Origin of the sequence: Corynebacterium sp. (assembly GCF_030538285.1) — a bacterium.
Lineage (GTDB): Bacteria > Actinomycetota > Actinomycetes > Mycobacteriales > Mycobacteriaceae > Corynebacterium.
The window spans coordinates 18,929-33,495 of record NZ_JAUNUG010000016.1 but is presented as its reverse complement, the minus strand read 5'-3'; the positions used below and the strand labels follow the sequence as shown (position 1 = coordinate 33,495).

Here is a 14,567-nt window from a genome sequence, read left to right as displayed (position 1 = left end):
CGTGGCCATCGGGCTAACGCTTCCGGTACAGCGACTTGCGCCAGTACTCCGGCTCGGAGGTGACCAGTACGCCGAGGTTGCGGAAGATGCCCTCATCCACCGAACCGAGGATGGTGGTGGTGTGGGCCTCGCATCCGTGGAGGTTCTTCAGTTCGGCCAGGGCCCGGCGCGCCTCGTCGCTGCTCGCCGCAGAGACTGACAGGGCGATGAGCACCTCGTCGGTGTGCAGGCGCGGGTTGCGGGAGCCGAGGTGTTCGGTTTTCAGTGTCTGGATCGGCTCGATCGACTCCGGGGAGAGCAGGTGCTGCTCGCGGTCGATGCCGGCCAGGTGCTTGAGGGCGTTGAGCAGCATGCCGGCGGAGCAGCCCAGGAGGGGGGTGGTCTTGCCGGTGATGATGGTGCCGTCGGCCAGCTCCATGGCGGAGCCGGGTTCCCCGGTCTGCTCGGCGACCGCCAGCGCGGGGGCGACGACCCGGCGATCCTCCACCGTGGTGCGTGCCTTGGACATGACCATGCCGATGCGGGAGGAGACGACGTCGTCGAGGTCGTCGCGGCGTTCGTCGACAAGCGCCTTGTAGTAGCGGCGGACGATCTCCTGGCGGGAGGCTTCGCGGCAGACCTCGTCGTCGGAGATGCAGTAGCCGACCATGTTGACGCCCATGTCCGTCGGCGACTGGTAGGGGCTGTCACCGGCCAGGGTCTCCAGGAGGGTGCGCAGCAGAGGAAAAACTTCGACGTCGCGGTTGTAGCTGGTCACCTGACGGCCGTAGGCGGAGAGGTGGAAAGGGTCGATGACGTTGATGTCGTCGAGGTCCGCGGTGGCTGCCTCGTAGGCGAGGTTGACCGGGTGTTCCAGGGGCAGGTTCCAGATGGGGAAGGTCTCGAACTTGGCGTAACCGGCCTTCACCCCCCGCTGATACTCGTGGTACACCTGCGACAGGCAGGTGGCGAGCTTGCCGGAGCCGGGCCCCGGCGCGGTGACCACCACGACGTCGCGGCTGGTCTCCACATAATCGTTGACGCCGAAGCCCTCCTCGGAGACGATGCGGCGGGTATCCGTCGGGTAGCCGGGGATGACACGGTGGCGGTAGACCTTCATCCCGAGGCGCTGCAGACGATCCATGAACGCGTGGGCGAGGGGGTTGTCGTCGGTGAGCTGGGTCATCACCACGTGCTCGACGAGGAAGCCGCGCTCGCGGAACACGTCGATGAGGCGCAGGGCATCCTCCTCATAAGGAATACCCAGGTCGGCGCGGACTTTCTGCCGCTCCAGGTCCTTGGCGTTGAGACAGACGATGATCTCCAGGTCGTCCTTGATCCGCTCGAGCATGGCGATCTTGTTGTCCGGGGTGAAACCGGGCAGGACGCGGGAGGCGTGCATGTCGTCGAAAAGCTTGCCGCCCATCTCCAGATAGAGCTTGCCGCCGATCTCCGCGCGTCGGGCGTTGATGTGCTCCGACTGCATCTCGATGTAGCGTTCGCGATCGAATCCGATCTTGTGCGGCATGCGTTTTTCGTCCCCTGCGTGGTGATGGATCTGACTGCATTGACTCTACCGCCAACACCCCTCCCCGAGCTTCCCACCTAACATCCCACTCGGCATAACACTGTGGGATGTTAAGTGGGATGTTGAGTGTTATGTTCGGCGGTAACGCTGCTTGGGGCTGCGGGGCGGCTCCGTCGGCTCGACATCGCCGGCGTCGATAAGTTCATTAACCGCCTTCTGGATCGCGGTGCGGCTCAGCTTTGTCTGTTCCACCAACTCGGTTGTGCTCGCGCTCTCCCGGTTCCAGAGGATCTCCCGGACCTGCTCCCGCGCAGTCCCATAGCGTTCCGCAGGAGCAACCTTGCGACGCCGGAACACAATTGTGAAATGCGTGAGCGAGTTCTGTACTTCCGCGACGGGCATGAGAGCCTGCGCCAGCGAAGACTGGATGACCGCGATTCCCGTGCCACGATTCTCCGCGACCGCGCCCCCGCTGGGGAAAGCCGCGGTCTCCAGGAAAGTCGCCAGACGTTGGTTGCGGGTAGAACTTACTCCCGCTTCCCCGAGCGACTGCACTGTCACCGCGCCGAACAGTCCCCCGGGATTGGTTATCTCCAGCCGATCGACGAACATGTTCACCTGCACCTGCGTGCCGCGGGCGCTGGGCGAATAGTCTCTGTGCTTGAGCGCGTTGACGACAGCCTCGCGCACCGCCACCAGCGGATAGTCCGGCAGTTCGGTGCGGAACGTATCCCCGATGAGACCGCCCGTGCGCATGTTCTTGTTGACCATCTCCACCACCGAATCCACCAGTTCCGGGATCGGCCCGCCTAGGGTGGCGCTGTCCAGCAGCCTGATTCCCGTGGTCACATCACCTTTGGAGGTGCCGGGAAACACTGCGAATGTCACCGTCAACCGGGGAAAGAACTCCTGCGGATACTCACCCATCGCCAACAGGGCAGCCAACGTCACATGCCCGTCCTTGGTCACCCGCAGGTACTTGAGGGCCTGGGCCTCGCCATGTGCAAAAGATTTAGGCCGCAGCGCCCGCTGCCCGCTGAGATAGGGCTGCAGGATGTCCGGATCGAGATCATCGACCTGCGCCTCCTCGACAGGTTCCTCATCCCACCGGGGTTGTGCGTGTTCCTCGACGAGCCGATCCACCTCGTACTGCTCGAGCCGCAGGTCACCGTCCCCCGTGCGTCGGTAGCTGCCGCGATAACGGCCCTGTTCAGCGATATAGCAGGGCTTGTCGTAGGCGGGCATCTCCGGGACGGTGACCACGAGGACCGGAGCGCCATCAATATGGTCGATCTCCACTTCCGGGCGGACCACCGGGATGAGCTGCTCACATCGGGAAATCAGCTCGTCCTGCGCCTTCCGTACGTTGAAACCCTCCACCGGCACGAACCCATCAGCTTCGGAGAGGCCGATGATGATCAACCCACCACCGGAGTTGGAGAAGGCACTCAGAGTCTCGCGGATGTTCTTCCCTACGCCGCTTTTGACCTCCACCCGCTGCTTATCGGTACCGATCAACCGCAGCTGCGCGATGGTGCCCTCCAACTTCCCACTCAACATAACACCCAACATAACAATGTGGGATGTTGAGGGGGATGTTCAGTGGGATGTTAAGTGGGATGTGCGCAGCTGCGCACAGTTTATGCCCTGTCACCTGCGATGACTACAATGTTGTCCATGCCCGAAGGTCATGTGCTCCACCGTCTCGCCCGCGAACTGAACGCCCGCTTCACCGGCGACGAAGTGGAGGTGACGTCCCCGCAGGGGCGTTTCGCCGCCGAGGCATCGCTTATCGACGCCGCCCGCATCGCCCGCGCCGAGGCCGTCGGCAAGCATTTGTTCATCGATTTCGATACCCCGCACCCGGAGCACATCGTCTACATCCATCTTGGGTTGATCGGGCAGTTGAAGTTCGAGCCGGCGGCGGAGCAGACCGGGCAGATTCGCCTGCGCATCAGTGACGGTGAGCAGGCCGCCCACCTGCGCGGGCCGCAGGCCTGCCGGCTGATCACCGATGAGGAGTACGCGGCGATCCGCGCGAAATCCGGTGAGGATCCCATCCGCGATGACGCCGACCCGGAGGCTCTGTGGGCACGTGTCCACCGTTCGCGGCGCAGCATCGGCTCGCAGCTCATGGACCAGAAGCTCTTCGCCGGGGTGGGCAACATCTACCGCGCGGAAACCCTCTTCCGCCTGGGTATCTCCCCTTTCCGGCCCGGCACGCAGCTGGAACGCAACGAGTTCGACAGCATCTGGGCGGACCTCGTGGGGCTGATGGCGGAGGGTGTGGAAACCGGGCGCATCGATACCGTCCGCCCGGAACACACTCCGGAGGCGATGGCGCGTGAACCCCGGAAGGATGATCACGGCGGCGAGGTGTACGTCTACCGCCGCGCGGGCCTGCCCTGTTATGTCTGCGGCGCGCCGATCAGCCAGCGGGTCATGGAGGGCCGCAATCTCTTCTGGTGTCCCTCGTGCCAGGCGTAGCCTGGGGACATGATCCTGCCCAGTGCCGCGTACCCCGTCTCCGTCATCCGCGCCTGTGAGCAGGTGCTTCTCGACGCCCAGTCCGCCGACGACCAGCTCATGCGCCAGGCCGCTCACGCCGTGGCCCTCGCCGCGCGGACATTGCTGAAGGAGATGCGCGATCCGCAGGTCCTGTTGCTCGTCGGCGCGGGAGGCAACGGCGGTGACGCACTTTATGCCGGGGCTGAACTGGCGGCGGACCACCACGTCGACGCCGTCCTCCTCGGCCGCGAGGGCCGCGTGCACGAGCGCGCCCTGGCCGCCTTCGACCAGGCCGGGGGCACTATCCACGATAAGCTTCCTGATCCGGCTTCCTGGGATCTGATCATCGACGGCATCCTCGGCATCGGCGGTTCCGGTGGGCTCTCCCCTGCGCTGGGCGCCTGGTTGGAGGAGGTGGAGGCGCCGATCGTCGCTGTCGATGTGCCCTCCGGCGTGGATGCCGATACGGGCGCTTGCCCCGCGCATCACATCACCGCAGATGTCACCGTCACCTTCGGCGGCCTGCGCCATGCCCATGCGGTGAGCACCGTGTGCGGGGAGGTACTGGTCGCTGACATCGGCAACGAGGCCGGTGAGCTGGGGACATCCCTGCTACGCGCACACCGGCCGATCTTCACTTTCCGCGCCCTCCCACCGAGCCGCGAGTGGCCTTTCCCCCTCATCGACCTCGCCGCGGTCCATTCGGGCGTCCCGCTCGAACCCGGCGCGGACGACGATAAATACTCCGGCGGGGTCCTCGGCGTATGCGCCGGTTCGGAGACCTACCCCGGCGCCGGTTACCTCACGACCATTGCTGCGGTCCGCGCCACCAGCTCGATGGTCCGCTACGTCGGCCCCCTGGGCCGCGATATCGTCCGGGAGGTTCCGGAGGTGGTGATCTCCGGGGACGTTGCCAGTACCGGCCGCGTCCAGGCCTGGGTTGTCGGCCCCGGTCGCGGTACCGACGAGGCCGCCGCCGCGGAGCTCGCCGAGCTGCTCGCCCGCCCCGAACCCCTGCTTATCGACGCCGACGCCATCACCCTTCTCGCCCAATCCCCTAAGTTGCGCGCCGCCTTGCGTTCCCGCGACGGCGACGCTCTACTCACTCCCCATGCCGGTGAATTCACCCGACTAGCCGAGGCGATCGGCGACCTCCCGGAGGCAAGCACCGACCCGCTGCGCGCGGTGCGCGCTCTCGCCGCGGAGCTACGCTGCGCCGTCCTCCTCAAGGGCCGCCGCACCATCATCTGCCTCGACGACGCGCTCACCACCGTCGATGCCGGCTCCTCCTGGGCCGCGACCCCCGGCTCCGGTGACGTTCTCGCCGGCCTCGCCGGTGCGTGGATCGCCCGCGCCGGGCTGCCCGGAGTCTTGGAAGCCACCAGCATCCACGGCAACGCCGCGTGGCTCTCCGCTCAGACCGTCGACGGCCCCGCCCCCACCTCCGCCTCCCGCATCGCGGAAGCCATCCCGCAGGCGACAGCAAAAACCGCGTCACCGTGAAACGGTGACGCGGTCTTCGTGCCGGAACTCCTAGTGCAGGGACTTGCCCTGGATGCCACGCGGAACGTTGAGAACCGCGATGAGCGAGATGAGGGAGACCACGGCGATGTAGATGCCGATGGACAGGGAGGTACCGGTGGCGTCGAGAAGCAGGGCGGCGATCATCGGGGCGAAGGCACCACCGATGATGGAACCGATCGCGTAGCCGATGGAGACACCGGAGAGGCGGACGTCGGCCGGGAACATCTCGGCGTAGAGCGCGGACTGCGGACCGTAGGTCGAGCCGAGGAGGATGCCCAGGACAACCATGCCCATGATGAACAGCGCGACGTTGCCGGTATCGACAAGCAGCCAGGTCGGGATGGCCCACAGGATCGAGCCGATGTAACCGAGCGCGAAGACCTGCTTACGTCCGAGAGTGTCGGACAGCGCGCCGAAGACCAGGGTGGCGGCGATCCAGGAGATCGCGGTGGCGGCGGTGACGGCCAGGGTGGTGGTGCGGTCATAGCCGACGACGTTGGTGCCGTAGGAGACGATGTAGGCGATGGCCAGGTAACCCGCGGCGTTGACGCCGGCGAAGATGAGGGCGGCCAGGGCGACCTTGCCGGTGTGGTGCTTGAACAGCTGGGCCAGCGGTGCGGAGGACTTCTTCTTCAGCTCCTGCAGCTCGGAGAACACCGGGGACTCCTCCACCAGGCGGCGGATGAGGAAACCGACGATGATCAGAACCAGCGAGGAGACGAAGGGCACACGCCAACCCCAGGCCTCGAACTGCTCGGTAGTCAGGGTCGCGGACAGCACCAGCATGAACAGGGTGGCCAGCAGCATGCCGGCGGGGACGCCGACCTGCGGGAAGGAACCGAAGTAACCACGGCGGTGGACCGGGGCATGCTCGACGGCGAGCAGTGCGGCGCCGCCCCACTCACCACCGGCGGACAGGCCCTGCAGGATACGCAGGAAGACCAGGATGATCGGCGCTGCGATACCGATCTGCGCGTAGGTGGGCAGCAGACCCATTGCCACGGTCGCGCCACCCATACCCACCAGGGTGATCACCAGGACCGGCTTGCGCCCCAGTCGGTCACCGAGGTGGCCGGCAATGATGGCGCCGAGGGGGCGGAACAGGAAGGAGATGCCCAGAGACGCCCAGGAGATGATCTGGGCCATCGTCGCGGATTCGTTGGAGGCGGGGTTGAAGTACTGGGCGGCGAAGATAAGCGCCGCTGCCTGGGCGTAGATGAAGAAGTCGAACCACTCGATGGTGGTACCGACCATGGCGCCGGAGAGGACACGGCGGTGCTCGGCGGTGATCGGCTGGGGATCTTGAGTGGTCCCGGTGCCGGCTGTGCCGGAGGCGAGAGTGTCGTTGGTCATCGCGGTGGGCTTTCTGTGGGGTGGAAGAGGTGGGTGTCGCTTAGTTAGCGGTTATCGACGATGCGCTTGGCCTTGCCCTCGCCGCTGTCGACCTGATCGACAACATCGACGTCGACAGTGACACCCATGCGGTCCTTGATCAGCTTGCGCAGGTTGAACTGCGAGTAGACGATCTCGTCGGGGGTGCGGCCCGGGGCATGCTCGACGACCAGCGTCAGGTGGTCCATGCGGCCACGCTTGGTGAGGACGCACTGGTAGCGCGGGCGGAGGTTCTTGTCCATCGTGATGAGCTCCTCGAACTGGGTCGGGAAGCAGTTCACGCCACGGAGGATGATCATGTCGTCGTTACGGGCGCTGATGCGGTCCAGGCGACGCATGGAGCGGGCCGTACCCGGCAGGAGACGGGTGAGATCGTGGGTGCGGTAACGGATGACCGGGAAGGCCTCCTTGGTGATCGGGGTGATCACCAGCTCACCGAGCTCACCATCCGGCACCGGCTCGAGGGTGTCCGGGTTCAGGATCTCCGGGTAGAAGTGGTCCTCCCAGACGGTCAGTCCGTCCTTGGTCTCGATGCACTCCTGGGCGACGCCGGGGCCCATGACCTCGGAGAGGCCGTAGATGTCGGTGGCGTCGATGCCGAAGCCGGTCTCCAGGTCCTGGCGCATTCCCTCGGTCCACGGCTCGGAGCCGAAGATACCGACGCGGATGGAGGAGTCACGCGGGTCCATGCCGTTGGCGCGCATTCGGTCGAGCACGTTGAGCATGTAGGACGGGGTGCCGACGATGGCGTCCGGCTCGAAGTCACGCATGATCTCGAGCTGCTTGTCGGTCTGGCCGCCGGACATCGGAATGACGGTGGCACCGAGCTTCTCGACGCCGTAGTGCAGGCCCAGACCGCCGGTGAACAGGCCGTATCCGAAGGTCACCTGGACGCGGTCACCCGGGCGGACACCGCCGGCGCGCAGGGAGCGGGCGACGAGATCGGCCCAGTTCTCGATGTCGTTGCGGGTGTAGCCGACGACGGTGGGCTGGCCGGTGGTGCCGGAGGAGGCATGGATACGCGCTACCTGGTGCTTCTGAACCGCGAACATACCGAACGGATAGTTCTCGCGGAGAACTGCCTTGTCCGTGAACGGGTACAGGGCGATGTCCTTGAGCTCCTTGAAGTCGTCCGGGTGGACGCCCTTCTCGTCGAACGCCTTACGGTAGTGCGGGACGTTGTAGTAGGCGTGGCGCAGAGAGTTCTTCATGCGCTCGGTCTGCAGAGCGGTCAGCTCGTCTCGAGACGCGTACTCAATGCTGGTCTGGGGACCGTTGATCGTGGAGGTGATGTCCGTCGAGGAAGCCACGGAGATTGTCCTTTCCTACGGCTCCTACGGCCCAGGGGGCAGCGTGGGGGCCGGAGCCGTTGGTGAGCAGATGTGTGAATGCTATTAACTAACCGACCACTCGGTCAGTAGCATGTGACAGAGGTTACAGCTAGGGCACTGTAACTTGCAACACATTGAGGGATAAAAATCTGCCAGCCCACAACAAAAGCCCCGCCCCCTACCCCCGAAGAACAAAAAAGTGCAGGTCAGTGACCTGCACCCTCAAATACCCCCTTACCCCACCCCGGTTATGACCGCGGCCGCACAATGCCGGTGAACACCATCTCGGGAGTGATCGCGGCCAAGTCAGCTGGCAGGTAGCGCCCCTCCGGGGAATACCACTCCACGATCGAGTTGATCATGCCGAAGATGAGACGTGCGACGACCCCAGCCGCAAGGTCAGTGCGCAGTGAACCTTCCTCCTGGGCGCGCTCGACCACATCAACCAGCGCCCGGGTGATACCCCGGCGGCGTTCCATGATCGCCAGCTCCGCGTCAGTGTTCCCGCGCAACCGCAGGAGCAGTCGCACATAGGCGGGATACTCACACAGGACGCGGGTAGTTCCGCCGACGAGCAGGTGCAGCTGCTCCACCGGGTCATCCGAAGCTTCAAGGGCCCCCTCAACGACGGCCGTCAGCTCCTCGAGCGCCTTGTCCGTCGCCTCGACGAGGATCTCCTCCTTCGAGGTGACGTGGTGGTAGATCGCAGACTTGCTCAGCCCGAGCCGCTCCGCAAGGGCCCCCATCGACGTCGCCTCATACCCCCGAGCGTTGAACTCTTCGACGGCGATACGGATGACCTCATCCCGGGCATATCCCGGCCGCCCGCGGCCTGCGGCTTGAGTTGACGGCATGGTGATATCTCCTTCGGCTCCGTACTGCAGGGGAAAGTGTACGTGACACCACCAGGCGGAATTGTATTGAGTTCACCCCACAAAGTGACTCCGATCACGTACACTGGCCGCTTAATACCGACCGATCGGGCGGTATTTCTGCGCCAGCGGGCTCCAAACAGGCCCCTGAACTGCAATTATACACATTCCGCCACCACCCCAGGAGTTCCACATGAGCCAGCTACTCGCACCCGGCGTCGCCGAGGGAGACAAGTACGACCACGTCCGCACAATGTTCGAGGAGGACAACGCCTCCGCCGGACTCGGCATGGTGATCACCCACATCGGCGACGGCGAGGCGAAGGGCCACTTCACCATTCGTCCCGACATGTGCAACGGACATAAGACCGCCCAAGGCGGCTACCTGTTCACCTTCGCCGACTCGCTTTTCGCCGGCGCCTGCAACTCGACCGGCAACATCGCAGTGGCCGCCCAGGTCGGCATCCACTACATCGCCCCCGCACGCGAGGGAGATCTCGTCGAGGGCCACGCCATCGAGCGCCGCACCTGGGGCCGCAACGGGATCACTGATGTGACCCTGACCGTAAACGGCACCGTCATCGCGGAGTTCCGCGGGACATCCCGCGTGGTCAAGGCCGTCTAGCTTACCCCCGAGACCGGGCCCCCAGACAAGAAAGTGATCTACGCCATTGACATGGATCACACTGTCCCCATATACTGACCGAACGATCGGTTATTAAATGCCGACGAGACCGTTGTCGAACTTCACCCGAACGAAGGAACACCGATGACCACCGCCACCGCAAACCCCTCTCCCGCCGATGCGGCCGGGCAGGAGAACTTCGACCGCCTCATCGCGGAAGACTCCCGCATCGAGCCCACCGACTGGATGCCCGCCGCCTACCGCAAGACCCTGACCCGCCAGATCTCCCAGCACGCACACTCCGAGATCATCGGCATGCAGCCGGAGGCCAACTGGATCACCCGTGCCCCCTCCCTGAAGCGTAAGGCCATTCTCATCGCGAAGGTCCAGGATGAGGCCGGCCACGGCCTCTACCTGTACTCCGCCGCCGAGACCCTCCAGACCGGCCGCGACGAGCTCGTCGACCAGCTGCTCGAGGGCCGCGCAAAGTACTCCTCCATCTTCAACTACCCGGCCCGCACCTGGGCCGACATCGGAGCCATCGGCTGGCTGGTCGACGGCGCCGCCATCGCCAACCAGGTCCCGCTGTGCCGTGCGTCCTATGCACCCTACGGCCGTGCGATGGTCCGCATCTGCAAGGAAGAGTCCTTTCACCAGCGCCAGGGTTGGGAGATCCTCTACGAGCTCTCCAACGGCACGCCGGAGCAGAAGCAGATGGCGCAGGAAGCCATCAACCGCTTCTACGGCCCGGCCCTGCAGATGTTCGGCCCGCCGGACAACGACTCCCCGAACTCCCAGCAGTCCATGAACTGGAACATCAAGCGCTTCTCCAACGATGAGCTGCGCCAGCGCTTCGTCGACATGATCGTCCCCCAGGCTGAGGCACTGGGTCTGACCTTCGAGGACCCGGACCTCAAGTGGAACGAGGAGCGCGGTCACTACGACTTCGGCGAGCTCGACTGGAGCGAGTTCTACTCCGCCATCAAGGGTGCCGGCCCCTGCAACGTCCAGCGCATGCAGCGTCGCCGCCAGGCCTTCAACGACGGCGCCTGGGTCCGCGAGGCCGCAGCCGCGTACTCCGAGAAGTACCAGACCGCCGACTCCCAGCTCATCGCTTAACGGCACCACACCTATATATAAGGAGTAATCCACAGATGTCTGATCAGCAGCATTGGCCGATGTGGGAGGTCTTCGTCCGTTCCTCCCGTGGCCTCTCCCACGTTCACGCCGGTTCCCTCCACGCCCCGGACGCCACCATGGCCCTGCGCAACGCGCGCGACCTGTACACCCGCCGCAACGAGGGCACCTCTGTGTGGGTCGTCCCGACTGAGGCCGTGACCTCCTCCGACCCGGATTCCAAGGGCGGCTACTTCGAGTCCGCGTCCGGTAAGAACTACCGCCACGCCACTTACTACGACAAGTCCGAAGGGGTGCCGCACCTGTGAGCAGCTTCGCTTCCGCGGATTCCGCGACCCGTCAGACCCAGGGTGACTCCCTCACCGCCGAGGACATCCAGGTCTCCGGCGCCCAGGCCACCGAGGACGTCGCCACCTACGCCGCGATGCTCGGCGACGATGCCCTCATGCTCGGCCAGCGTCTGAGCTGGTGGATCTCCCGCGCACCGGAGATGGAGGAGGACATCGCGCTGGCCAACATCGCGCTGGACCTCATCGGCCACACCCGCTTCCTCTACTCCTACGCCGGCACCGCCTGGGGCAAGTCCGAGGACGATCTCGCCTACTTCCGCGAGGAGGAGGAGTACCGCTCCGCCCGCCTCATGGAGCAGGAGAACGGCGATTTCGGCCAGACCATCGCCCGCCAGCTGCTGGCCTCCTACTACATGTACGGCCTGTACACGGCACTGCTGGAGTCCACCGACGAGACCATCGCCGCGATCGCCGCGAAGGCGGTCAAGGAGGTCGAGTACCACGTCGACCACGCTAACCAGTGGATTCTGCGCCTGGGCCTGGGTACCGAGGAGTCCAAGCACCGCATCGAGGAGGGCCTGTTCTACATGTGGCCCTACGTCGATGAGCTCTTCGAGGACCTGGAGATCCACCAGCAGCTCGCAGAGCAGGGCATCGCGGTTTTGCCGTCCTCCCTGCGCGCCGACTTCGACGAGCGCATCAAGCACGTCCTCGACACCGCCCAGCTGGAGGTTCCGACCACCCCGCAGGCCATGTCCGGCCAGCGCACCGGTCGTTTCTCCGAGCAGCGCGGCTACATTCTCGCCGAGCTGCAGGTCTTCGCCCGCAAGCATCCCGGCGCCACCTGGTAGTCCCCCTGCCCGCTCATCCGAAGGAAGGTCAGATCGTGTCCACCCATCCCCTGCGCCCCACCGATCCCGAGGCTGCGAAGGTCTGGGACACCGCCGCCACGGTGCCTGATCCGGAGATCCCGGTCATCTCGATCGCCGACCTGGGAATTCTTCGCGACGCCGCCGTCCTCGACGGCACCGCGGTGGTGACGATCACCCCGACCTACTCCGGATGCCCGGCCATGGACCACATCACCCGTGAGGTCGGGGAGGCTCTCGTCGCCGCCGGTTACGAGGACTCCCGTGTCGACCTGGTGCTCCACCCCGCCTGGACCACCGACTGGATCACCGAGGAAGGCCGCGAGCAGCTGCGCGAGTACGGCATAGCCCCTCCGCAGCACTCAGCGAACCAGGCCCAGGCGGGCCCAGTGAAGCTCACCCTCGCTCCCCCACCCCCGGTTCCGTGCCCGCGCTGCGGCTCGACCCGGACCCGCAACATCGCCCAATTCGGCTCGACCTCGTGCAAGGCCCTGTACTCCTGCGAGGACTGCCTCGAGCCCTTCGACTACTTCAAGGTGCACTGATGACCGCTCCCACCAAGAAAAAGGCCAAGTTCAATCCGCTCGAGGTCTCTGAGGTCCGTCGTCTGACCGACAACGCTGTCGAGGTCAGCTTCGAGGTTCCGGAGGAGCTCCGCGACGACTACGACTACGTCCCCGGCCAGTACGTCGCGCTGCGCGCCGACATCGATGGCCAGGAAGTCCGCCGTTCCTACTCCATCTGCGATATTCCCCGCCCCGGCGTGATCCGCGTCGCCATCAAGCGCGACCTCGGCGGCATCTTCTCCACCTGGGCCAACGACGAGCTCACCCCGGGCACCGTCATCGAGGTCATGAACCCGCAGGGTGCTTTCACCTCGCGCGTCCATGTCACCTCCCTCAACGATGCGCAGGAGCTGCTCAAGGACGAGCTTGCCGACGTCGACGGCGCCCCGCACCTCGTCGCCATCGCCGCCGGTTCCGGTATCACCCCGATCATGTCCATCGCCCAGGCGCTGCTGTCCGGCTCCCCGTCGGCCACGTTCGAGATCGTCTACGCCAACAAGGGCGGCGGTGACGTCATGTTCGCCGAGGAGATCGGTGACCTCAAGGACAAGTACCCGACCCGTTTCGCAGTGCACCATGTCCTTTCCCGCGAGCAGCGCGTCAACCCGCTGTTCTCCGGGCGTATCGACGACGAGAAGCTCTCCCTTCTCCTGGACAAGGTCGTCCGCACCGACGACACCGACGAGTGGTTCCTCTGTGGCCCCTTCGAGCTGGTGCAGCTGGTCCGCGACGAGCTCGACGAGCGTGGCGTGAACAGCGAGAAGGTGCGCTTCGAGCTGTTCTCCACCGGTAAGCCGCAGGACGGTCCGCAGCAGGGCAACACCGGTCGCCCTGTCGTCGCCGACCCGCACGGCCGCAACATCACCGTCTCCTTCCAGCTGGATGGCCTGTCCGGATCCATCGAGTCCCCGGCCTCTGCGAACGAGACCATTCTCAACGCCGCCCTGCGCGCGCGCCCGGATGTACCCTTCGCCTGTGCTGGTGGCGTGTGCGGCACCTGCCGCGCCAAGGTGATCGAGGGCGAGTTCGAGATGGACGAGAACTACGCACTGGAGGCCGACGAGGTCGCCAAGGGTTACGTCCTGACCTGCCAGACCCGCGCCACCGGTGACAAGATCACCGTCGACTACGACGCCTAGAAGGGCACCGAATAGATGATTGATCTGTACTTCGAGGACGATCTCGCCGAGGTCGTCCTCAATAACCCCAAGGCCCTGAACTCGCTCACCGAGGCGGACCTGCAGGAGCTCTCGGACGTCTACACCGAGGCCGCCGAGCGTGGGGCCCGGGCCCTGCTGCTGCGCGGCGAGGGAAAGGGGTTCTCCGCCGGCCGCAACATCCGCGGTCTCGACCCGCGTGACGACGACGCCACCGACTACCTCGCCAACAAGGTCACCCCGGTGCTGCAGCAGATGAGCACCTTCCCGGCCCCGACTTTCGCCGCCGTCCACGGCCCGTGCCTGGGTGTCGGACTGGGCCTGGCCATCGCCACCGACATCGTCTATGTGGCAGACGACGCCACCATCGGCTCCCCCTTCGCCAACCTCGGCGCCACCCTGGATTCCGGTGGACACTCCCTGTTCGTGGAGCGTCTAGGCGCCCACCGCACGATGGACCTCATCGTCACCGGCGACATGATGACCGGTGCCGAGGCCGTCACCGCCGGCCTGTTCTCCCGCGCCCTCCCGGCCGCGGAGCTCGTCGAGTTCACCCGTGGCAAGGCCCGCCGGGCCGCCAGCGGTGCGACCCGCGCGTTCCTCGCCTCCCGTGAGCTCGTGCAGGACATCCGTGATAACCGCCGCGGCCTGTGGGAATCCGTCGCCGACGAGAACGTCGCCCAGGGGCAGCTGTGCTCCTCCGAGGACTACCTCGAGGGCTTCGCCGCCTTCAACGAGAAGCGCACGCCCGTCTTCACCGGCAAGTAACCGAAACAACCACAAGAAGGA

At 65.4% G+C, this 14,567-nt stretch carries 14 protein-coding genes; 9 read left to right on the top strand and 5 right to left on the bottom strand.

What is annotated here, in order from left to right; all coding sequences use genetic code 11:
- Positions 1 to 13 precede the first annotated feature (13 nt).
- Together Q4G50_RS07150 and Q4G50_RS07145 are read right to left on the bottom strand one after the other, a co-directional pair.
- Complete coding sequence (locus Q4G50_RS07150) at positions 14 to 1,507, bottom strand: DUF1846 domain-containing protein (protein ID WP_303376963.1); 1,494 nt, start codon at positions 1,505 to 1,507, stop codon at positions 14 to 16.
- A gap of 129 nt (positions 1,508 to 1,636) precedes the next feature.
- Positions 1,637 to 3,076, bottom strand: coding sequence for an ATP-binding protein (locus tag Q4G50_RS07145; protein WP_303376990.1), 1,440 nt, complete (start codon positions 3,074 to 3,076; stop codon positions 1,637 to 1,639).
- 108 nt (positions 3,077 to 3,184) lie between these two features.
- Between Q4G50_RS07145 and Q4G50_RS07140 the strand changes: the two genes are divergently transcribed.
- Both Q4G50_RS07140 and Q4G50_RS07135 read left to right on the top strand, forming a co-directional pair.
- Complete coding sequence (locus Q4G50_RS07140; RefSeq protein ID WP_303376962.1) at positions 3,185 to 3,994, top strand: Fpg/Nei family DNA glycosylase; 810 nt, start codon at positions 3,185 to 3,187, stop codon at positions 3,992 to 3,994.
- 9 nt (positions 3,995 to 4,003) lie between these two features.
- Complete coding sequence (locus tag Q4G50_RS07135) at positions 4,004 to 5,518, top strand: NAD(P)H-hydrate epimerase (RefSeq protein WP_303376961.1); 1,515 nt, start codon at positions 4,004 to 4,006, stop codon at positions 5,516 to 5,518.
- Between the two features lie 30 nt (positions 5,519 to 5,548).
- On the opposite strand, the gene Q4G50_RS07130 is transcribed toward Q4G50_RS07135, so the two are convergent.
- The 3 genes from Q4G50_RS07130 to Q4G50_RS07120 all read right to left on the bottom strand — a co-directional run bounded on the left by Q4G50_RS07130 (position 5,549) and on the right by Q4G50_RS07120 (position 9,116).
- The gene (locus Q4G50_RS07130) at positions 5,549 to 6,892 is read right to left on the bottom strand and encodes an MFS transporter (protein ID WP_303376960.1); all 1,344 of its coding nucleotides are present in this window, start codon (positions 6,890 to 6,892) and stop codon (positions 5,549 to 5,551) included.
- Positions 6,893 to 6,936: 44 nt separating this feature from the next.
- Complete coding sequence (locus Q4G50_RS07125; protein WP_303376959.1) at positions 6,937 to 8,241, bottom strand: AMP-binding protein; 1,305 nt, start codon at positions 8,239 to 8,241, stop codon at positions 6,937 to 6,939.
- Between the two features lie 269 nt (positions 8,242 to 8,510).
- On the bottom strand, positions 8,511 to 9,116 hold the full coding sequence (locus Q4G50_RS07120) for a TetR/AcrR family transcriptional regulator (RefSeq protein WP_303376958.1): 606 nt from the start codon (positions 9,114 to 9,116) through the stop codon (positions 8,511 to 8,513).
- A 211-nt stretch (positions 9,117 to 9,327) separates the two neighbouring features.
- Between Q4G50_RS07120 and paaI the strand changes: the two genes are divergently transcribed.
- From paaI to Q4G50_RS07085, 7 genes are all read left to right on the top strand, one after another.
- Positions 9,328 to 9,759 (top strand): hydroxyphenylacetyl-CoA thioesterase PaaI, encoded by a 432-nt coding sequence (gene paaI, locus Q4G50_RS07115; RefSeq protein ID WP_303376957.1) that lies wholly within the window; start codon positions 9,328 to 9,330, stop codon positions 9,757 to 9,759.
- A 144-nt stretch (positions 9,760 to 9,903) separates the two neighbouring features.
- Positions 9,904 to 10,878 (top strand): 1,2-phenylacetyl-CoA epoxidase subunit PaaA, encoded by a 975-nt coding sequence (gene paaA / locus Q4G50_RS07110; protein WP_303376956.1) that lies wholly within the window; start codon positions 9,904 to 9,906, stop codon positions 10,876 to 10,878.
- Between the two features lie 35 nt (positions 10,879 to 10,913).
- On the top strand, positions 10,914 to 11,204 hold the full coding sequence (gene paaB, locus Q4G50_RS07105; protein WP_303376955.1) for a 1,2-phenylacetyl-CoA epoxidase subunit PaaB: 291 nt from the start codon (positions 10,914 to 10,916) through the stop codon (positions 11,202 to 11,204).
- Positions 11,201 to 12,037: a 1,2-phenylacetyl-CoA epoxidase subunit PaaC gene (paaC, locus tag Q4G50_RS07100; protein ID WP_303376954.1), complete on the top strand. Its 837-nt coding sequence runs from the start codon at positions 11,201 to 11,203 to the stop codon at positions 12,035 to 12,037. The genes paaB and paaC overlap by 4 nt, the downstream gene beginning before the upstream one ends.
- A 32-nt stretch (positions 12,038 to 12,069) precedes the next feature.
- The gene (gene paaD, locus Q4G50_RS07095) at positions 12,070 to 12,600 is read left to right on the top strand and encodes a 1,2-phenylacetyl-CoA epoxidase subunit PaaD (RefSeq protein ID WP_303376989.1); all 531 of its coding nucleotides are present in this window, start codon (positions 12,070 to 12,072) and stop codon (positions 12,598 to 12,600) included.
- Entirely contained in the window at positions 12,600 to 13,760 is a 1,161-nt protein-coding gene (paaE, locus tag Q4G50_RS07090; protein ID WP_303376953.1) for a 1,2-phenylacetyl-CoA epoxidase subunit PaaE, read from the top strand. The genes paaD and paaE overlap by 1 nt, the downstream gene beginning before the upstream one ends.
- Positions 13,761 to 13,775: 15 nt before the next feature.
- Positions 13,776 to 14,546 (top strand): enoyl-CoA hydratase/isomerase family protein, encoded by a 771-nt coding sequence (locus tag Q4G50_RS07085; protein WP_303376952.1) that lies wholly within the window; start codon positions 13,776 to 13,778, stop codon positions 14,544 to 14,546.
- Positions 14,547 to 14,567 lie beyond the last annotated feature (21 nt).